Annotated in this window: 16 protein-coding genes; 15 read left to right on the top strand and 1 reads right to left on the bottom strand. The window is 54.2% G+C overall.

What is annotated here, in order from left to right:
* The first annotated feature begins 108 nt into the window (after nucleotides 1–108).
* The 3 genes from tal (at nucleotide 109) to yegD (ending at nucleotide 4,606) form a co-directional block, all read left to right on the top strand.
* On the top strand, nucleotides 109–1,059 hold the full coding sequence (tal, locus tag KWG64_RS03495) for a transaldolase (RefSeq protein ID WP_195824797.1): 951 nt from the start codon (nucleotides 109–111) through the stop codon (nucleotides 1,057–1,059).
* A 65-nt stretch (nucleotides 1,060–1,124) separates the two neighbouring features.
* Nucleotides 1,125–3,119, top strand: coding sequence for a transketolase (gene tkt, locus KWG64_RS03500; RefSeq protein WP_195816200.1), 1,995 nt, complete (start codon nucleotides 1,125–1,127; stop codon nucleotides 3,117–3,119).
* A gap of 134 nt (nucleotides 3,120–3,253) precedes the next feature.
* Nucleotides 3,254–4,606 carry a molecular chaperone gene (yegD, locus tag KWG64_RS03505; protein ID WP_195816199.1) on the top strand — a complete coding sequence of 451 codons (1,353 nt, stop codon included), beginning with the start codon at nucleotides 3,254–3,256 and terminating at the stop codon, nucleotides 4,604–4,606.
* 91 nt (nucleotides 4,607–4,697) lie between these two features.
* Here the strand turns inward: yegD and KWG64_RS03510 are convergent, their stop codons facing one another.
* Nucleotides 4,698–5,651 carry an aldo/keto reductase gene (locus tag KWG64_RS03510; protein ID WP_218520992.1) on the bottom strand — a complete coding sequence of 318 codons (954 nt, stop codon included), beginning with the start codon at nucleotides 5,649–5,651 and terminating at the stop codon, nucleotides 4,698–4,700.
* 261 nt (nucleotides 5,652–5,912) lie between these two features.
* On the opposite strand from KWG64_RS03510, the gene mdtD reads away from it, so the two are divergent.
* The 12 genes from mdtD (at nucleotide 5,913) to KWG64_RS03570 (ending at nucleotide 20,961) form a co-directional block, all read left to right on the top strand.
* Nucleotides 5,913–7,388 carry a multidrug transporter subunit MdtD gene (gene mdtD, locus KWG64_RS03515; protein WP_218520915.1) on the top strand — a complete coding sequence of 492 codons (1,476 nt, stop codon included), beginning with the start codon at nucleotides 5,913–5,915 and terminating at the stop codon, nucleotides 7,386–7,388.
* Nucleotides 7,385–8,770: a two-component system sensor histidine kinase BaeS gene (gene baeS / locus KWG64_RS03520; protein WP_195816196.1), complete on the top strand. Its 1,386-nt coding sequence runs from the start codon at nucleotides 7,385–7,387 to the stop codon at nucleotides 8,768–8,770. The genes mdtD and baeS overlap by 4 nt, the downstream gene beginning before the upstream one ends.
* A complete protein-coding gene (baeR, locus tag KWG64_RS03525; RefSeq protein WP_218520916.1) occupies nucleotides 8,771–9,490 on the top strand; it encodes a two-component system response regulator BaeR in 720 nt (239 codons plus the stop codon).
* Between the two features lie 167 nt (nucleotides 9,491–9,657).
* On the top strand, nucleotides 9,658–10,005 hold the full coding sequence (locus KWG64_RS03530; RefSeq protein ID WP_195816194.1) for a YegP family protein: 348 nt from the start codon (nucleotides 9,658–9,660) through the stop codon (nucleotides 10,003–10,005).
* Between the two features lie 187 nt (nucleotides 10,006–10,192).
* On the top strand, nucleotides 10,193–11,578 hold the full coding sequence (gene yegQ / locus KWG64_RS03535) for a tRNA 5-hydroxyuridine modification protein YegQ (RefSeq protein ID WP_195824802.1): 1,386 nt from the start codon (nucleotides 10,193–10,195) through the stop codon (nucleotides 11,576–11,578).
* A 371-nt stretch (nucleotides 11,579–11,949) separates the two neighbouring features.
* The gene (gene yegS, locus KWG64_RS03540) at nucleotides 11,950–12,846 is read left to right on the top strand and encodes a lipid kinase YegS (RefSeq protein WP_218520917.1); all 897 of its coding nucleotides are present in this window, start codon (nucleotides 11,950–11,952) and stop codon (nucleotides 12,844–12,846) included.
* Nucleotides 12,847–13,112: 266 nt separating this feature from the next.
* Nucleotides 13,113–14,675: an MFS transporter gene (locus KWG64_RS03545; protein ID WP_218520918.1), complete on the top strand. Its 1,563-nt coding sequence runs from the start codon at nucleotides 13,113–13,115 to the stop codon at nucleotides 14,673–14,675.
* Nucleotides 14,662–15,675, top strand: coding sequence for a 3-dehydro-L-gulonate 2-dehydrogenase (gene yiaK, locus KWG64_RS03550; protein ID WP_218520919.1), 1,014 nt, complete (start codon nucleotides 14,662–14,664; stop codon nucleotides 15,673–15,675). The genes KWG64_RS03545 and yiaK overlap by 14 nt, the downstream gene beginning before the upstream one ends.
* 202 nt (nucleotides 15,676–15,877) lie before the next feature.
* Entirely contained in the window at nucleotides 15,878–17,092 is a 1,215-nt protein-coding gene (gene rspA, locus KWG64_RS03555) for a starvation-sensing protein RspA (protein ID WP_195824806.1), read from the top strand.
* An 11-nt stretch (nucleotides 17,093–17,103) separates the two neighbouring features.
* Nucleotides 17,104–18,117 carry a Zn-dependent oxidoreductase gene (locus KWG64_RS03560; protein WP_218520920.1) on the top strand — a complete coding sequence of 338 codons (1,014 nt, stop codon included), beginning with the start codon at nucleotides 17,104–17,106 and terminating at the stop codon, nucleotides 18,115–18,117.
* A 128-nt stretch (nucleotides 18,118–18,245) separates the two neighbouring features.
* Nucleotides 18,246–19,535: an MFS transporter gene (locus tag KWG64_RS03565; RefSeq protein WP_218520921.1), complete on the top strand. Its 1,290-nt coding sequence runs from the start codon at nucleotides 18,246–18,248 to the stop codon at nucleotides 19,533–19,535.
* Nucleotides 19,536–19,617: 82 nt separating this feature from the next.
* On the top strand, nucleotides 19,618–20,961 hold the full coding sequence (locus KWG64_RS03570) for an MFS transporter (RefSeq protein WP_218520922.1): 1,344 nt from the start codon (nucleotides 19,618–19,620) through the stop codon (nucleotides 20,959–20,961).
* Nucleotides 20,962–20,978: the final 17 nt, after the last annotated feature.

A 20,978-nucleotide genomic window follows, 5' to 3' on the forward strand; every position in this document is an offset into this window, starting at 1 on the left:
GAAAAAGCGCATTCAGTTTGTTAACAGAATGATGCAGGGTAGGAGCCCAACGAAATAGAGTCGTACGACCTTATTGCTGTATCGTTTTTTTCGCCAAGGAGCTAAGAGATGAACCAGTTAGACGCACTTAAAAAGGTAACGACCGTCGTTGCCGACAGTGGTGATATTGAATCTATCCGTCATTTCGAGCCTCAGGATGCGACCACCAATCCTTCGCTGATCCTCAAAGCCGCAGACCTGCCGCAGTACCAAAACCTGATCAAAGACGCCGTCGCTTATGCCCGTAAACAAGGGGGCAGCAAAGACGATCAGGTCATTAATGCCACCGATAAGCTGGCCGTGAACATCGGCGCAGAAATTCTGAAAAGCGTACCGGGGCGCATCTCGACCGAAGTCGATGCCCGCCTGTCATTTGACACCGAAAAATGCATCGCCAAAGCCCGTAAGCTCATTGGTCTTTATCAGGAACAGGGCATTGATAAATCACGGATCCTGATCAAACTGGCCTCCACGTGGGAAGGCATCAAAGCCGCTGAAGCGCTGGAAAAAGAAGGCATCAACTGTAACCTGACGCTGCTGTTCTCCTTTGCTCAGGCGCGTGCCTGTGCCGAAGCGGGGGTTTACCTGATTTCGCCGTTTGTGGGCCGCATCTATGACTGGTACAAAGCCAAAGAGCCGAACGCCGCGTATGACGTTGAGAAAGATCCGGGCGTGAAATCGGTCCGTGAGATTTACGAATACTACAAAGCGCATGACTACGAGACCGTGATCATGGGCGCCAGCTTCCGTAAAGTGGAACAAATTCTGGCGCTGGCCGGTTGTGACCGCCTGACCATTTCGCCAAACCTGCTTGAAGAGCTAAAAGCCAGCAGCGCGCCGGTTGAACGCAAGTTACAACCTTCGTCTCAGGGCAGTAAAAAGCCTGCACCGCTGACTCAGGCTGAATTCCTCTGGGAACATCATCAGGACGCCATGGCCGTCGAGAAACTGGCCGAAGGCATCCGCCTGTTCGCCGTCGATCAGAAGAAACTCGAAGACATGTTGTCTGCCCAACTGTAATTTCACCCCCCCCTTTTTTCGATGATCGCTGCACTGAGTCAGCGACCATTAAACCGGAGAAAAATATGCCTTCTCGCAGAGAGCTAGCCAATGCTATCCGTGCACTGAGCATGGACGCCGTCCAGAAAGCAAACAGCGGTCACCCGGGCGCCCCGATGGGCATGGCGGACATCGCTGAAGTGCTGTGGCGTGATTACATGAATCACAACCCCGCCAACCCGAAATGGGCAGACCGCGACCGTTTCATTTTGTCCAACGGCCACGGTTCGATGCTGATTTACAGCCTGCTGCATCTCACCGGCTATGACCTGCCGATGACAGAGCTGGAAAACTTCCGCCAGCTGCATTCCAAAACGCCGGGCCACCCGGAATACGGCTACACGCCGGGCGTTGAAACCACCACCGGCCCGCTGGGCCAGGGCATTGCCAACGCCGTCGGCTTTGCGATTGCAGAACGCACGCTGGCCGCGCAGTTCAACCGTGGTAATCACGACATTGTGAACCACCATACCTACGCCTTTATGGGCGACGGTTGCATGATGGAAGGCATTTCCCACGAAGCCTGCTCACTGGCTGGCACCATGAAACTCGGCAAACTGACCGCGTTTTATGACGACAACGGCATCTCCATCGACGGCCACGTTGAAGGCTGGTTTACCGATGACACGGCCAAACGTTTTGAAGCCTATGGCTGGCACGTGATCCGTGGCGTTGACGGCCACAATTCAGATGCCATTAAAGCGGCGATTGAAGAATCCCACAAAGTCACTGACCGGCCTTCCCTGCTGATGTGCAAAACCGTGATCGGCTTTGGTTCCCCGCATAAAGCCGGTACCCACGATGCGCACGGGGCAGCCCTGGGCGCAGACGAAGTGGCGGCAACCCGCAAGGCGCTGGGCTGGAATTATCCGGCGTTTGAAATCCCGCAGGATATTTATGCCGCATGGGATGCCAAAGAAGCCGGTAAGGCCAAAGAGAAAGCGTGGAATGATAAATTCGCGGCTTATGCCAAAGATCATCCTGAACTGGCGGCTGAATTTGAACGTCGTGTCAGCGGTGAACTGCCCGCGAACTGGGAAACTGAAGCGCAGAAATTTATCGAAGAATTACAGGCTAATCCGGCAAATATCGCCAGCCGTAAAGCTTCGCAAAATACGCTGGAACGCTTTGGCAAAATTCTGCCTGAGTTCCTTGGCGGCTCCGCTGACCTGGCTCCGAGCAACCTGACCATGTGGTCCGGATCGAAATCGCTCGGTGATGATCTGGCCGGTAACTACATTCATTACGGCGTTCGCGAATTCGGGATGACCGCGATTTCCAACGGTATCACCCTGCACGGTGGTTTCCTGCCTTATTCCGCGACCTTCCTGATGTTCGTCGAATACGCCCGTAACGCGGTACGTATGGCGGCGCTGATGAAAATCCGCAACGTTTTCGTTTATACCCATGACTCCATCGGTCTGGGCGAAGACGGCCCGACGCACCAGCCGGTTGAACAAATGGCCAGCCTGCGCGTCACACCGAACATGAGCCTGTGGCGTCCTGCCGATCAGGTCGAATCCGCCATCGCCTGGAAAACTGCGATTGAGCGTAAAGACGGCCCGACGGCGCTGATCTTCTCCCGCCAGAACCTGACGCAACAACCGCGTACTGCCGGGCAGTTGGCAAACGTGGCGCGCGGCGGTTATGTGCTGAAAGATTCCGATGGCACGCCGGAAATCATCCTGATTGCGACCGGTTCGGAAGTGGGCATTACGGTTGAAGCAGCGGACAAACTGGCGGCAGCGGGCACCAGAGTGCGCGTGGTTTCCATCCCGTCGACCGATACCTTTGACAAACAAGACGCGGCGTATCGCGAATCCGTACTGCCAAAAGCCGTGACCGCGCGTCTGGCGGTGGAAGCGGGTATCGCAGATTACTGGTACAAGTATGTCGGCCTGAACGGCGACGTTGTCGGTATGACCACCTTCGGCGAATCCGCTCCCGCAGAACTGCTGTTCAAAGAGTTCGGTTTTACCGTGGATAACGTGGTTGCAAAAGCACAGGCATTGCTGAAGTAATCTCCGGTACATTTCCCTCTCTGTAAAAAGAGGGGGAAATGCTGGCTAAAAATCTCACATCTGCCCCCTTCCTGCTTGATGAATGCCCCCCTCTCCGGTAAAGTCCCGTCCCTTCTTTGGCATGGGGATCAATAATGTTTATTGGATTTGACTACGGTACAGCGAATTGCTCAGTGGCAGTGATGCGCGATAATAACGCCCAGCTTCTGGCGTTAGAAAATAATGATCCTTATTTACCCTCCATGCTCTGTGCACCAACCCGTGAAGCCGTCAGCGAATGGCTGAACCGCCACGGACAGGTGCCGACAGGCAGTGATGAAAATCTGGCGCTGCTGCGCCGCAGTATCAGCTTTAACCGCGAGGAAGATATTCCGGTTAACGCCAACAGCGTGAACTTCGGTTTGCAGGCGCTGGCGACGTACATGGAAGATCCGGAAGAAGTGTATTTCGTTCGTTCTCCGAAATCGTTTCTTGGCGCAAACGGCCTGAAGCCACAGCAGATTGCCCTGTTCGAAGATCTGGTTTGCGCGATGATGTATCACATCAAACGCCAGGCAGAATCTGTTTTGCAGGAAAGCATTGAGCAGACGGTCATTGGCCGTCCGATCAACTTCCAGGGCATGGGCGGTGAGGAAGCGAACAGTCAGGCGCAGGGGATTTTACAGCGCGCCGCTGAACGTGCCGGCTTCCGTGATATTGCTTTCCAGTTTGAGCCGGTAGCGGCAGGTCTGGATTTTGAAGCCACCCTGACAGATGAGAAAACAGTGCTGGTCGTCGATATCGGCGGCGGAACGACCGACTGTTCCGTTCTGCTGATGGGCCCCCAGTGGCGCGATAAAGCGGAGCGCCAGAACAGCCTGCTCGGCCACAGTGGTTGCCGCGTCGGCGGTAACGATCTGGACATCATGACCGCGTTTAAACAACTGACGCCTCAGTTCGGTATGGGCAGCGAAACGCAAAAAGGTATCGCGATCCCGGCATTACCTTACTGGAATGCGGTTGCAACCAATGATGTTCCCGCACAGCTGGATTTCTACAGCGTGGCGAATGGCCGCATGTTGCGTGATTTGATCCGCGACGCCGCGCAGCCGGATCTCATTAAGCGCCTGCTGAAAGTACAGCAACAGCGCCTGAGCTACCGTCTGGTGCGTGCTGCCGAAGAAAGTAAAATTGCCCTCTCCGAGCGCGAAAGCGTGACGGCGGCAATGGACTTCATTGAATCTGGTCTGGCAGAAACCATCAGCCAGCAGCAGCTGAGTGACGCGATTTCTCAGCCGCTGGAACGCATTCAGGAACAGGTTGCTCTGGCACTGGCCAGCAGCGAAATTAAGCCGGATGTGATTTATCTGACCGGTGGCAGCGCCCGTTCCCCGCTTTTACGTGCCGCATTGCAGGCACAGTTGCCGGGGATCCCGCTGGTCGGGGGCAATGATTTTGGCTCGGTCACCGCCGGTCTGGCGCGCTGGGCACAAACGCTGTTCCGTTAATTTACGGCTTCACAAAAACTAAAACCGCCTGACGTTAAGGCGGTTTTTTTGTTTATGGCGATACGGCAAATTCAGTTTTACAAAGACTTCATTACCACGCGCTGGCGTCGTTAAGCGTACGGATATCGGCATCATCGAGTTTCAGCGTGGCGGCCTGCGCCAGTTCATCGAGCTGTTGCAGCGAGGTCGCGCTGACAATCGGGGACGTGATGCTCGGGCGCGCGATTTGCCACGCCAGTGCAATCTGCCCAGGCTGTGCGCCGTGTTTTTCCGCCACCTGATCCAACCCCTGCAACACTTTCAGACCGCGTTCGTTCAGGCAACGAGCAACCACGCTTTCCCCACGTTTACTTTTGCTGGCATCGGCTTTGGTACGGTATTTCCCGGTCAGGAATCCGGCAGCCAGCCCGTAGAAGTTGATCACGCCCAGACCGTTGTCCGTCACGACTTTTTCCAGCGCTTCTTCATACACTTTGCGGTCGTAAAGATTGTACTGAGGTTGCAGCGTTTCATAACGCGCCAGCCCGTTTTCCTTGCTGACTTTCAGCGCTTCGGCCAGACGTGGCGCGCTGTAGTTGGATGCGCCGATAGCGCGCACTTTGCCCTCTTTGATCAGCGCATCAAACGCGGCCAGACTTTCTGCCAGCGGCGTATCCGCATCATCGTCATGTGACTGATACAAATCGATATAGTCGGTTTGCAGGCGTTTCAAAGAGGCTTCCACCGCTTCTTTTATATAGCGCGGCGACAGGCCGACTTTTCCTTCGCCCATCGGTTTACCGACTTTGGTTGCCAGAATGATCTGGTCGCGCTTGCCGGTTTTTTTCAGCCAGTTGCCGATAATGGTTTCCGACTCGCCACCGTGATTGCCTTCGACCCAGCTCGAGTACACATCAGCGGTATCGATAAAGTTAAGCTTATGATCCAAAAGGGCATCGAGCAGATTAAAGGATGCTGCCTGATCGACAGTCCAGCCAAACACGTTGCCGCCGAAAGTCAGCAACGGCACCTGAATGCCTGAACGGCCCAGTTCTCTTTTACTCATCATTCTCTCCCTTTGAGAAGGTCAGATTAAACATGCTTTGCGTGCGAACGATTCGTGATCAAAGGTCAACCTTAGCATTTTGATATAAAATGTCAGGCTGAAACTCTATTCTTTATTGTCAGAAGAATTGTCAAAAAATGGGAAAGACTCTCCTTATTTCCTCCATTTTCTGCTGAAGCATTCTGGCTACACTGTAAGCCTGGTCTGAAGGTGGTACTCCCCCCTGAAATGCCGCGACAATGATTGTGCTGATGCGAACCCATGAAATCTGAAAACACTGACACCTTACCGCCTTCCGCCCCGCTGCCGCCCTCGGTACGCTGGCAATTGTGGATTGTCGCCTTTGGCTTTTTTATGCAGGCGCTCGACACCACGATTGTGAACACCGCGTTGCCGTCGATGGCCCGCAGCCTGGGTGAAAACCCGCTGCATATGCATTCGGTGGTGGTCGCCTATGTGCTGACTGTCGCCGTGATGCTGCCCGCCAGCGGCTGGCTGGCGGATAAAGTCGGGGTGAAATGGGTCTTCTTTTCCGCCATCGTTTTGTTCACCCTCGGTTCCCTGCTGTGCGCGCAGTCCGAAAGCCTGCGCGAACTGGTGCTGTCACGTATCGTTCAGGGGATTGGCGGCGCGATGATGGTGCCCGTCGGGCGGCTGACGGTGTTGAAAATCGTTCCGCGCAGCGAATACATGGCCGCAATGACCATGGTCACGCTGCCCGGCCAGGTCGGCCCGCTGCTCGGCCCGGCGCTGGGCGGTTTTCTGGTGCAGTACGCCAGCTGGCACTGGATTTTCCTGATCAATCTGCCGGTCGGCCTGGCCGGTTGTATTGCCACGCTGATGATTATGCCGAATTACAAAATGCAGACGCGGCGCTTTGATATCAGCGGCTTTGTCATGCTGGCGGTTTGTATGGCGACGCTCACGCTGGCGCTGGAAGGCAGCCGCAGCATGGGCCTCAGCGCCCTGGAATTAGTGCTGCTGGTCGTCGTCGGTTTAGGCGCGTTAGGCGTTTACTGGATGCACGCCCGTGGCAATCTTTCCGCGCTGTTTTCCCTGCGCCTGTTCCACACGCCAACGTTTAAAATTGGCCTGATCGGCAGCCTGCTAGGCCGTATCGGCAGCGGAATGTTGCCGTTTATGACGCCGGTATTTTTACAGCTGGGGATGGGTTTTACGCCGTTCCACGCCGGGCTGATGATGATCCCGATGGTGCTTGGCAGCATGGGAATGAAGCGCGTGGTTGTACGGCTGGTAAATCAGCTCGGGTATCGCGCCGCGCTGGTGACCGCTACTTTACTGCTCGCGCTGATTACGCTTATCTTCCCGCTGGTGGCGATTTACGGTGCCGTGTGGATGATTCCGCTGGTGCTGTTCTTCCAGGGCATGGTGAACTCCCTGCGCTTCTCCTCGATGAATACGCTGACGCTGAAAGATTTACCGCCGCGTCTGGCCAGCAGCGGCAACAGCCTGTTGTCGATGATTATGCAGTTGTCGATGAGTCTCGGGGTCAGCGTCGCCGGTTTGCTGATTGGCCTCTTCGCGCATCAGCAGGCCATAACGCCTGACAGCAGCACCATGCACACGGCTTTCCTGTATTGCTATATGTCGATGGCGCTGGTGATCGCCCTGCCCGCCTGGGTCTTTTCGAAAGTGCCGCCGGACATGCAGAAAAATGCCGTTATCGATCGCCGCCGTGCCGCGGCCGGATCTCCCGACCCGATGAGAAAATCATGAAACCAGGTATTACCGCCAAACTGTTTATGGCCATTTTCTGCACCTGCGCACTGGTGTTAATCACCATGAACTGGGGCGTGCGGATGAGCTTCGAACGGGGCTTTATCGATTACATCCGCCAGAGTAATGAATCGCGCGTTGAGCTGCTGGCCGACACCTTGCAGGATCAGTACAAACTGCACGGTAACTGGGATTTTCTGGAAAAAAATGACCGCCTGATTTATCAGCTGATGCGCTCGTTTGACCAGAACAGCAGCCAGAAAATGCCGCCGCAGGGATGGCGGACAAAGTTCTGGATCCTCGACAGCCATGACCGCCGGATCGGCGGTTACGATCAGCCGGTTCCTGCTGATCTTCAGGGGCCGCGCCGCGTAATGACCGTTGACGGTGTGATGATAGGCTCGGTGATTTCCACGCCTGCCGAGCGCCTGACCCGCGACGCAGACATCAATTTCGAGCACCAGCAAAGCCGCACAAGCTGGATTATTACGGCGTTCACCGCCCTCCTGGCCGCCGCCGTCACCTGGGTGCTTTCACGGGGAATGCTCGCGCCGGTTAAGCGTCTGGTCAACGGCACGCATCAGCTGGCTGCAGGGGATTTCAGCACGCGCGTTGAAGTCGACAGCGAAGACGAACTGGGCAAACTGGCGCAGGATTTTAACCAGCTGGCGATGACGCTGGAAAAAAACGAGCAGATGCGCCGCGCCTTTATGGCTGATATTTCCCACGAACTGCGCACGCCGCTGGCGGTGTTGCGCGGCGAGCTGGAAGCGATGCAGGACGGCGTGCGCAAAATGACGATGGGGTCGCTGGAATCCCTGCAATCTGAAGTCTCGATCCTCACAAAACTGGTGGATGATTTGCACCAGCTTTCGCTGTCGGATGCCGGTGCGCTGGCGTACCGCAAAGTCGAAACGGACGTTGTGCATCTGATTCAGCTGGCGGAAGCCGGTTCCCGCGACCGCTTCCACAGTAAACAGCTGACCCTGACCAGCCATCTGCCGGAAAGCGCCGAAGTCTTTGGCGACCCGCAGCGTCTGTCGCAACTTTTCAATAATTTGCTGGAAAACAGCCTGCGCTATACTGACCCCAACGGCGGCCTGGAAATCCTCGGCGAAATCCGTGATAAATCGCTGCACCTGAATTTCCAGGACAGCGCGCCGGGCATCAGTGATGAACAGCTGGTACGAATCTTCGAACGATTTTATCGCACCGAGGGCTCGCGTAATCGCGCCAGCGGTGGTTCTGGTTTAGGCCTGGCAATTTGCCAGAATATTGTCGAAGCGCACGGTGGGCAGATAAGCGCCAGCCACTCTCCGGCGGGTGGCGTTCGCATAACGATTGTCCTGCCGCTTTCTATTCCACATGGCCCGAGAAACTGAATGAACGACTCTGTATTGTCCGGCCCTGCGCCGTTAAAAATTCTGATCGTGGAAGATGAACCGAAACTTGCCCAGCTGCTGATCGACTATCTCGAAGCGGCGGGTTACGCGACACAATGGCTGCCTGACGGCCACGACGTGATCTCGCAGGTGAAGAGCCATCCTCCGGCGCTGATCCTGCTGGATCTGATGCTGCCGGGAAGCAGCGGCTTATCCATCTGCCGCGATATCCGTCAGTTTTCCGATGTGCCGATCATGATGGTCACGGCAAAAACAGAAGAAATCGACCGCCTGCTCGGGCTGGAAATTGGTGCCGATGATTACATCTGCAAACCTTACAGCCCGCGTGAAGTGGTAGCGCGCGTGAAAGTGATCCTGCGCCGCTGCGTGCGCCCTGACGAACATGTGGCAAAAGAGACCGGCCTGCATATTGATGAAGCCCGTTTTCAGGCGACGTTCCAGGGGCATGAACTTGAGCTGACACCGGCAGAATTTCGTCTGCTGAAAACGCTGTCGGTCAAACCCGGCTACGTCTTTACCCGCGAAATCCTGCTCAATAATCTGTATGACGATTACCGCGTGGTAACGGATCGCACCATCGACAGCCACATCAAAAACCTGCGGCGGAAACTCGAATCACTGGACGGCGAGAAGGCGTTTATCCGCGCCGTCTACGGCGTGGGATATCGCTGGGAGGCAGAGCCCTGCCATCTTGTGTAACGCGCAGGGTTGAATACCTGAAAGGCCGGCAGCGCAGATTTGTAAAGTTACTGAAAGTCTGTCGGCCAGTTCACATTTAATGTCTTAAATACTCCCTTTCCCCGCGAAAAAGTTTCTCTTAACTACACTTATCTCTGGAAAAACCCCTTCTACTGGAGATTACCTTTATGGCTAACGGTCACTATGATCTGAAAAAAGCGAAGAATGGACAGTTTCACTTTAACCTGAAGGCCGGGAACGGAGAGATTATTCTCACCAGTGAGATGTATGCCAGCAAAGCGTCGGCAGAAAATGGCATTTCGTCGGTGCAGACTAACGCGCCGCATGAGGCGCAATACGAAGTGAAACCGTCAAAAGACGGGCAATTTTATTTTGTGCTGAAGGCGAAAAACCACCAGGTCATCGGCGTAAGTGAAATGTACACCACGGAAAGCGCCGCGAAAAAAGGCATCCTGTCGGTTGTGAAAAACGGGCCAACGGCCGATATCCGCGATCTTACCCAGCAAACTGCCTGATTCCTCCTTTGCGGAGGTTGCGGCATTCTGCGCTGCAACCTCCCGATTCAAAAATTGATCTGACCCCATAAAAGCTGAAATACCCACACTAACCGGCTGCTTTTGATCAACTCAGACGTTACAATTCTGACCTTTCGTCGCCCCGCATCCGGGACGGCCCTGACCTGTGATCAGACTGAGATTGACTATGTTTACCCCCGATTCTTTTGTTCCGGAACTGCTTTCCCCTGCCGGCTCCCTGAAAAACATGCGTTACGCGTTCGCCTATGGCGCGGATGCCGTTTACGCCGGACAGCCGCGCTACAGCCTGCGTGTGCGCAATAACGAATTTAACCACCAGAATCTGGAAATCGGCATTAACGAAGCCCATGCTCTCGGTAAAAAATTCTATGTCGTGGTGAATATCGCGCCGCACAACGCCAAACTGAAAACCTTCATCCGCGATTTACAGCCGGTCATCGACATGGGGCCGGACGCGCTGATCATGTCCGATCCGGGCCTGATCATGATGGTTCGTGAAGCTTTCCCGCAGATGGATATTCATCTGTCGGTGCAGGCAAACGCGGTGAACTGGGCGACGGTGAAATTCTGGAAACAAATGGGGCTGACGCGCGTGATTTTGTCCCGCGAGTTGTCGCTGGAAGAGATTGCCGAAATCCGCACGCAGGTGCCGGATATGGAAATCGAGATTTTCGTCCACGGCGCGCTGTGTATGGCGTATTCCGGCCGCTGCCTGCTCTCCGGTTACATCAACAAACGCGACCCGAATCAGGGAACCTGCACCAACGCCTGCCGCTGGGAATATAAAGTTCAGGAAGGCAAAGAAGACGCCATCGGCAATATCGTGCATCAGTACGAACCGATCCCGGTCCAGCAGGTCGACGCGCCGGAACCGACGCTCGGCATCGGTCAGCCGACGGATAAAGTGTTTATGCTTGAAGAAGCTTTGCGCCCCGGCGAATACATGAGTGCGTTCGAAGACGAACACGGCACCTACATCATGAATTCTAAAGACCTGCGCGCTATTCAGCATGTTGAAGCACTGACCAAAATGGGTGTGCATTCCCTGAAAATTGAAGGCCGCACCAAGTCATTCTATTACTGCGCGCGTACTGCACAGGTTTACCGCCGCGCCATCGACGACGCCGTTGCCGGAAAACCTTTCGACCCGACGCTGCTTTCCACCCTCGAAGGACTGGCGCATCGCGGCTATACCGAAGGCTTCCTGCGCCGCCATACCCATGACGCTCAGCAAAACTACGAATACGGTTTTTCCGTCAGCGACCGTCAGCAATTTGTCGGCGAATTCACCGGCAACCGCGTGGACGGCTGGGCTGAAATCGACGTGAAAAATAAATTCAGCGTGGGCGACAGCGTGGAAATGATGACGCCACAGGGCAATATTCAGTTCAAGCTTGAAGCGCTGCGCAACAAGAAAGGCCAGCCGACGGAAGTCGCGCCGGGTAACGGGCATATTGTGTATGTCGCCCTGCCGGAAGACATCAGCCTGGAATTCGCCATTCTGCTGCGAAATCTGGAAGAAACGGATACACGCAATCCGCACCTGAAATAAGGCTTTTAGTGAAAATAAGAATCCGGTCACAACTCTTTTAATTTAAGTTGGCTAATATGCATTCGCAATTTACTTCGAATGCAAAATAATGCACCGGACTACACTAGGAACCACCTCCTTGGCCAGCTCAATCTCCCTTGAGCTGGCTTTTCTTTTTGTATTCAGTCTCTTTCGTTTTTCCTGTTATTGAGAAGAATAACGTTTTACTTTCCCTTCACTTTAATTAACTCCCGCCCGATAAATACGCCATTTTTTGAATTAATTTAACCGCAATTATTTAACAGACGATTAAATTATTAAGTGATTAATCCGATAGCCAAATACGGTCGTTATCATCTATTGTTAAAGTCTATGAATGATAAGGAGATGATATGAAGGACACGGGCGCTGCACTGCTGATCTTAAACGGAAAAGGTGCAGGGAATGAAGAACTGCGGGAAGCCGTTGGTGCGCTGCGTGAAGAAGGCGTGAAACTCAGCGTGCGCGTCACCTGGGAACACGGAGACGCCGCGCGCTATGTGGCAGAAGCCGTAGAGCTGGGCTGCGGGACGGTGATTGCCGGTGGCGGCGATGGCACGATCAACGAAGTGGCGGGTGCGCTGGCCCAGCTTGGCGCAGAGGCTCCGGTACTCGGTATTATCCCGCTGGGCACGGCCAATGATTTTGCGACCGGCTGTAATATTCCGCTCTCACCGGAACAGGCGCTTCAGCTGGCGGTGAAAGGCCGCGTCGTGGATATCGATCTGGCGAAAGTAAACGATCAGCACTTCTTCATTAACATGGCGACCGGCGGGTTTGGCACGCGGATCACCACCGAAACGCCGGAAAAACTGAAAGCCGCACTCGGCGGCGTTTCCTATTTTATCCACGGACTTTTACGCCTTGATACACTGAAAGCTGACAGCTGCGAAATCAAAGGGCCGGACTTCAGCTGGCAGGGCGACGCGCTGGTTATCGGTATCGGCAATGGCCGTCAGGCCGGTGGCGGGCAGCAAATTTGCCCGGACGCGCTGATTAACGACGGGCTGTTGCAGCTGCGTTTGCTGACCTCCGAGGAGCTGTTGCCCTCTTTCCTGCGCAGCCTGATCAACAACGAAGAGAATAAGAACATCGTTTCCGCCAGTCTGCCGTGGCTGGAAATCAACGCCCCGCACGACATGACGTTCAATCTCGACGGCGAGCCGCTGACCGGAAAACAATTCCGCATCGAAGTGCTTCCCAACGCAATTCAGTGCCGTCTGCCGCCAAACTGCGAGTTACTCGGCTAATTCCCCGAACTTCCCCTGCCCTGCCTGCTCATTCTCTGTACTGTGATCTGCCTTACAGTACAGAGGAAATTTGCGTTTATTTTTGTGATCCCTTCCGATAAATCCTGATTCACATACTTGTATGGTAGATGCCGGTTGCCTAGTTTTATTCTGCTGACGCCGGCGGAGTTTTAATTCCCGAATGTCTGCGGCATCCCAATAAGTTTGTTTTTCACGACTCTGACTTATCCGATATCGCCAAAAATAATACGGAACACAGGGGTATTATGATTAATCATCATAAAGAAAGACCGATATCACTCAAAAATATGCTGGCCTATGGTGGAGGAGATTTCTTCGGCGGCGGTTGTTTTGCGGTATTAGGTTTATGGATTATGTTTTTCTATACGACCTACGCCGGATTAAGTCCGGCGGAGGCCGGCGCCGTTATTGCTTCTGCCCGGTTGCTGGATGCTTTTTTCGATCCGCTGATGGGATATGTGACCGATAATTTTTACCGTAATCCTCTGGGCAAAAAGTATGGCCGCCGCGGGTTCTTCTTCTTATTTGGCGCTCCGCTGATTATGGTGACCTACATTATTATGTGGGTCAGCGGCATGGGATTCTGGTATTACCTGCTGACGTATATTTTATTTTATGCAGCTTACACGCTGGCGATTGTGCCTTATGAAACGCTGGCGGCTGAAATGACCTCCAGTTTTAAAATGCGCACTAAACTCACCGGTGTCAGAATGTTCTTTTCAACCGGCGCTGCAATATTAGCCGCCTGGCTTCCGGGACGAATTATTGCCTATCTCGGAGAGGATTCGTCTTCGTCATTTCTGATTATGGGCGTGATATTTGGCGTGCTGTTCGCTGTGGTGATCCTGCTGCTCTATTTCTATACCTGGGAACGCCCGATCCCCGTTGACGTGGCCACGCCGAAATTGTCTTTCCGCCGTGACATGAAGCACCTGTTTAAATCCCTCGTTTCAACCATGAAAGTGCGGACTTTTCGCCAGCACGTCGGGATGTATCTGGGCGGTTATGTCGCGCTGGATGTCCTCGGTGCCGTTCTCGCTTACTACATTATTTTTGTCCTCGGGCAAAATGCCGTAACGGCGTCGAATGCGATGACACTCATGACGCTCATTCAGTTTGTCTGCGTCGCCTTATTTATTTTCCTGTGTATGAAATTAGGTAACGGCTCAGCGTACCGGATTGCACAACTCTTTATGCTGGCGAGCGTCGGGTTATTTTTATCTATTCACCTGCTGCAACTGCCTTTTAATATGGCGCTGATTTATCTCTCCGTTATTTTAATGGGCGTCGGACGTTCCGGAACCAGTTATGTCTGCTGGAATATCTACAGTTTCATTCCGGATGTCGATGAAATGCTGACCGGGAAACGCCGCGAAGGTATTTTCGCCGGCGTAATGACTTTTATGCGTAAAGCCGTTCAGGCCGTAGCGTTATTTACCGTAGGCCTCTTATTGCAACATTATGGATTTACGCCGAAAAGCGCCACGCAACCCGCGGAAGCGGTCTACGGAATTACGCTGGTATTTGGCACAGGCTCGGTGGTCTTCCTGCTGATTGGCCTTTACAGCTCCATGAAGTTTCGTCTTACCCGCCATAACCATTCCCTGCTGGTCAATGAAATTGAACGCCTGAAAGCCGGTGGCAGTAAATATGATGTGACGCCGGAAACCCGTTTAATCGCCGAACAACTGACCGGCTGGCCTTACGAAAAATGTTGGGGTGATAATAATATTCTTAGCCAGACAGAAGACTATTCCCCGCTGACCTCACCTGAACTTTCCACCGGAGCCGACAATGCAAAGAATTGAATTCAGCCTGATGCAACAAACCATCCACCGCGCTTTGATCAAAGCGGGGCTGGATGAAGAAAGCGCGCGGACATGTGCGCGGATCCACACCGAATCTAGCTGCGACGGCATTGCTTCGCACGGCCTGAACCGGGTGGCACGCTTTGTCGATTACGTTCAGAAAGGCTGGATCAATGTTCGCGCCAAACCCGTGCAGGAAAAATCGCTCGGCGCCATCGCCATCTATAACGGCAACCGGGGGATCGGCATCACCAATGCGCTGTTTGCCGTCGAAAAAGCCGCCGAAATGGCAAGAGAATACGGCGTCGGGATTGTGGCGATGAAAAACAGCAGCCACTGGATGCGCGGCGGAAGCTATGGCTGGCACGCCGCCACACGCGGGTTGGCCGCTATTTGCTGGACGAATACAGAATCGTGCATGCCTGCCTGGGGCGGCAAAAATACCCGCATCGGCAATAACCCGTTTGTAATGGCGGTGCCAAGAGCCAAAGGCCCGATCGTACTGGATATGGCGATGTCGCAATATTCCTACGGTAAGTTGCAGGTCACACGGCTCAAAAACGAAAAATTGCCGTTTCCCGGCGGTTATGACAACCAGGGAAATCTCACTGACGATCCCGGCCCGATTGAGGCTTCCATGCGCATTTTGCCCGCTGGTTACTGGAAAGGTTCCGGTCTGGCGATTGTGCTCGACGCCATGGCCGCACTGCTCTCCGCCGGTTCGCCAACCAATGAAATCGATAAAATTGGCGAAGGCAGCTGCACCGGCGCCAGCCAGATTTTCATGGTCTTCGACCCGGCGCAGCTGGGCGGCACGCAATTCACCGAACACATGGCTGACAGCGTGGCGGATTACGTGAATCAGTCAGAACCCGCAGAAAACAGCCGCGATGTGCGCTATCCCGGCCAGACGGCGGCGTTAAACCGCGAACAAAACCGCCGTCTGGGCATTCCCGTCGACGATGCCGTCTGGGATGAAGTGATGCGGCTGGCCGAATAATCCTTCCCTGCTCCCCCTCTGGAACGCCTGCCTGTGCAGGCGTTTTCATTTCTGCCTGGCGGAGTTTTTCCGCATAAATCTCCGCTCAAAATGTGATCGCCTCCGGCAAAAACAAATTTACATACTTGTATGGTAGTTGGATTAAGGCGTATTTATAACCAAAGAAAATGCATCTAACTTTTACTGCAAAAGGTCGTAACCGATGAAAATCGTGAATGCTGAAGTCTTTGTCACTTGCCCGGGTCGCAACTTTGTGACGTTAAAAATCACTACCGACAGCGGTCTGACCGGTATCGGCGATGCCACCCTGAACGGCCGCGAACTGCCGGTCGCGTCTTATCTGAAAGATCACGTCTGCCCGCAGCTTATCGGGCGCGACGCACATCAGATTGAAGACATCTGGCAGTTCTTCTACAAAGGCGCGTACTGGCGTCGCGGTCCGGTCACGATGTCGGCCATTTCGGCGGTCGATATGGCGCTGTGGGATATCAAAGCAAAAGCCGCCAATATGCCGTTGTATCAGTTGCTCGGCGGCGCGTCCCGCACCGGCGTGATGGTTTACTGCCACACCACCGGTCATTCCATCGACGAAGTGCTCGATGATTATGCCAGACACAAAGAGCTGGGCTTTAAGGCGATCCGCGCCCAGTGCGGCGTGCCGGGCATGAAAACTACTTACGGCATGGCGAAAGGCAAAGGTCTGGCGTACGAGCCCGCCACCAAAGGCAACTGGCCGGAAGAACAGCTGTGGTCCACGGAAAAATACCTCGATTTCACGCCAAAACTCTTTGAAGCCGTGCGCAACAAATTCGGCTTTGATGAACATCTGCTGCACGACATGCATCACCGCCTGACGCCCATCGAAGCCGCGCGTTTTGGGAAAAGCATCGAAGAATATCGCCTGTTCTGGATGGAAGATCCGACGCCTGCCGAGAATCAGGAATGTTTCCGCCTGATCCGCCAGCACACGGTCACCCCCATTGCCGTCGGCGAAGTCTTCAACAGTATCTGGGATTGCAAACAGCTGATTGAAGAACAGCTGATCGACTATATCCGTACCACGCTGACCCACGCGGGCGGCATCACGGGGATGCGCCGCATTGCCGATTTCGCGTCGCTTTATCAGGTGCGTACCGGTTCGCACGGCCCGTCAGATCTCTCGCCAGTCTGCATGGCGGCTGCCCTGCACTTCGATCTTTGGGTGCCGAACTTTGGCGTGCAGGAATACATGGGCTATTCCGAACAGATGCTGGAAGTGTTTCCGCATAACTGGACCTTCGATAACGGCTACATGCATCCTGGCGAAAAACCGGGTCTGGGCATTGAGTTTGACGAAAAACTCGCCGCGAAATATCCGTATGAACCGGCCTATCTGCCGGTGGCCCGTCTTGAAGACGGCACTTTGTGGAACTGGTGAGGGAACGAAACATGAACAGCGTCGTTATACAAGAACCGGGAAAATTGGTCATCGAGCAACGTGCTTTGCCGGTACCTGCCGCCGGCGAGGTACGAGTTCGGGTGAGTTACGCAGGCATATGCGGCTCCGATGTTCACATCTATCACGGCCACAATCCGTTCGCGAAATACCCGCGCGTTATTGGCCATGAGTTCTTCGGCCATATCGACAGCGTCGGTGAAGGCGTTGATACCGCGCGCATCGGCGAACGTGTGGTCATTGACCCGGTGGTAAGCTGCGGGCATTGCTATCCGTGCTCCGTCGGGCGGCCTAATGTCTGTAACGAGTTGCAGGTGATCGGCGTTCACCGCGACGGCGGTTTCAGCGATTACGCCTGCGCCCCGGCGAAAAACGCCTATAACGTCCCGGCGTCCATTCCCGACAAACTCGCCAGCATGGTCGAACCTTTCACCATCGCCGCCAATATCACGGCGTTTTTGAAACCGACACCGCAGGATACGGCGCTGGTTTACGGCGCAGGCCCGATGGGGCTGACGGTGATCCAGGTGCTGAAAGGCGTCTACGGCGTTCAGAACGTGATCGTCACCGACCGCATTGAAGAACGTCTGCATATGGCACTCGACAGCGGCGCCGACTGGACCATCAATAACAGCGAACGCAGCGTGGCTGATGTGCTGTCCGCTGAAGGCGTGCGCCCGACGATAATCGTTGATGCTGCCTGCCATCCGGCGATTTTGCAGGAAGCCATTTTGCTGGCTTCACCGGCTGCGCGTATCGGCATGATGGGTTTCTCCGGCGAGCCGAGCACCATCACGCAACAAAGTATTACCAGCAAAGAAATTTCGTTGTTCTCTTCGCGCCTGAACAGTCACCGGTTCCCGCAGGTGATTGAATGGATGGAGCAGGGAAAAATCACGCCTGAAAAACTGGTGACGCACTGGATGCCCGCCGGAGATGTGGAAGCCGCACTGACGCTGTTTGAAAAAGATCAGCGTTCCTGCTGCAAAGTTCTGCTGACGTTCTGAAGACCGTTTTTATTTTAATTGTTTGAAACCGCGGGAGGATTTTTAAATCTTCCCGCAAACCGTACCTCATATTCTACCTACAAAGAACGCAACACTATTAAAACGACACCAAGTGGAGCACCTTACCTATGTTTAAGAACCTACGCTGGATCATCGTATTCCTGCTTTTTATGGTTTACATGATCAACTATCTCGACCGTGTAGCGCTGTCTATTACGGTACCGATGATAGAAAAAGAACTGACCATTAATCCTGAGCAGTTCGGGATAATATTCGGCAGTTTCTTCTTTGGTTACGCCATATTCAATTTCATTGGCGGTCTGGCCGTCGATAAATTCGGGCCAACGCTCGTGATGGGATTAGCCGTCGGGCTGTGGTCTCTATTTTGCGGAATGACTGCCATCGCCACCGGCTTTTATTCCATGCTGATATTGCGGGTATTATTCGGCATGGCTGAAGGCCCGATATGCGCTTCCGCCAATAAGATGATTAACGGCTGGTTCCCGAAGAAAAAAGCCGCCACCGCAATGGGGCTTCTCAGCGCCGGTTCGCCTCTCGGCGGCGCCGTTGCCGGGCCGATCGTCGGTTATCTGGCGCTGTCTTTTGGCTGGCGTCCGGCCTTTATGGTGATTGCCGCCATCGGGATTGTATGGATGGCAATCTGGTTCTTTACCGTGGCGGATAATCCGCTGAAAAGTAAACGCGTCTCGCCGGAAGAATTACGTTTAGTCGATGAGATGAAGAATGAAAATATCAGCGAAGAAGACGATCTGGCGCACGCCGCGCATGGTCTGGGATATTATTTACGCCAGCCGATTATTCTGGTCACGGCGTTCGCCTTCTTCTGCTACAACTATATTTTGTTCTTCTTCCTCAGCTGGTTCCCGTCTTATCTGGTTCAGGCACACGGTCTGAATATAAAAGAAATGAGCCTGACTACCGTGATTCCGTGGATTGTCGGATTCGTCGGTCTGGCGCTGGGCGGTTATATCTCCGATAAGATTTTCAATATTACCGGCCGCTTACTGCTGTCGCGCAAAATTATTCTGGTCTTCAGCCTGTCTGCCGCCGCTATTTGCGTCGCACTGGCTGGTATCGTCACCAGCGTGGTTCCGGCCGTAGTACTGATGTCTGTTTCTATTTTCTTCCTGTATACCACCGGCGCAATTTACTGGGCGATTATTCAGGACGTCGTGCATAAATCCCGCGTTGGCGGCACCAGCGGTTTTATCCATCTGGTCGGCAGCGTATCAGGCATCGTCGGGCCGGTCGTAACAGGCTTTATTGTGCAAAACACCGGTCATTTCGACAGCGCCTTTATTCTCGCAGGCGGCGTCGCCGCACTCGGCGCGATTCTGGTGTTCTTTGTGATTAAAGCCCCAAAGCATTCACCGGCCACTAAATTATCCCACGGCTGAAGTTCTGAATGAAAATGCCGCGCCCGGCTAAGAGGCGCGGCATTTTGCCGACACTGTTGCTGTATATCCGGAGCATTTCACCATGTCACAGATTTCATCGCAGCCTCTCTCTGAAGCCGCCGAAAAAGAACAGCGTGGATTATTAAGGCGCGTCGCAGGCGCTTCCGCAATCGGCACCGCTGCCGAATATTACGACTTTTTTGCCTACGGTACGGCGGCCGTTCTGTTTTTCGGTCAGCTGTTTTTCCCGAGCCACGACCCGCTGATCAGCACGCTGGCCGCTTTCGCCACATACGCCGTCGGGTTTCTTGCCCGTCCGTTGGGCGGCATTGTTTTCGGCCATATCGGTGACAAAGTCGGACGCAAAAAAGCGCTGGTGATCACCATTCTGATCGTCGGTTTAGGGACTTTCTGCATCGGCCTGCTGCCGACTTACGAAAAAATCGGCTTCTGGGCGCCGGTTCTGCTGATTTTAATCCGCGTATTGCAGGGGTTTGGCGTGGGCGGAGAACAGGCAGGCGCCGTGCTGATGACCGCCGAATATTCACCGCCGGAACGCCGGGGCTTTTTTGCCAGCTGGGTACAAATCGGCGCGCCGCTGGGCTTTCTTCTGCCGTCGGCCTTGTTTGCGCTGCTGACGTCGCAGTTATCGGCCGCACAAATGCTCGACTGGGGCTGGCGTATTCCGTTCCTGCTCAGCCTGCTGCTGGTGATCGTCGGGCTGTTCATCCGTCTGCGGATTGATGAATCGCCGGTGTTTGCTGAAATCCGTAAAACCAAAGCGGTGGAATCGCGTCCGGTCGTGGAAGTCATCAGATTGTATCCGGGGATCATCGTCAAAGGCGTGTGCGCCAAACTGATCGAAGCCTGCGCATTCGCCATGTTCACGGCGATTGTGCTGGCATTCGGTAAGGCCAATCACCTGAGCGAAAGCATTCTGCTGCAAACTATGATTGTTGCCGTCATTCTGGAAATATTTGCCATCCCGATGATGGGCAAACTTTCTGACCATATTGGCCGCAAGCCGGTGTATATGGCCGGTGCGATGTTGCTGGCGGTTGGGATTATTCCCTTCTTTCTGGCCCTGAAAATGGACACGTTCTGGATCACGCAAATTGCCATGATCCTCGCGCTGACCTTCGGCCACAGCATGTGTTATGCGCCACAGGCTTCGTATTTTCCCGAGCTGTTCCCGACGCGGATCCGTTGCAGTGGCATTGCGTTAATCTGGCAAATCGGATCACTCATCGGAAGCGGAATTCTCGGGCTGGTGGCGGTGAAAATCCTGCAAATGACCGGCGGCGATTATCACGGGCTGGCGATTTATATGATTGTTCTCGGCATCGTCTCAGTGATCGGCCTTGCCCTGCTGCCGGAAACCGCGCCGGGCAGAAGAAAGAGCGAATACCACAGCTGGAAACAGTAATCCCGCACGCCCCCTTC

Origin of the sequence: Rahnella sp. PD12R (assembly GCF_019200965.1) — a bacterium.
GTDB classification, from domain to species: domain Bacteria; phylum Pseudomonadota; class Gammaproteobacteria; order Enterobacterales; family Enterobacteriaceae; genus Rahnella; species Rahnella laticis.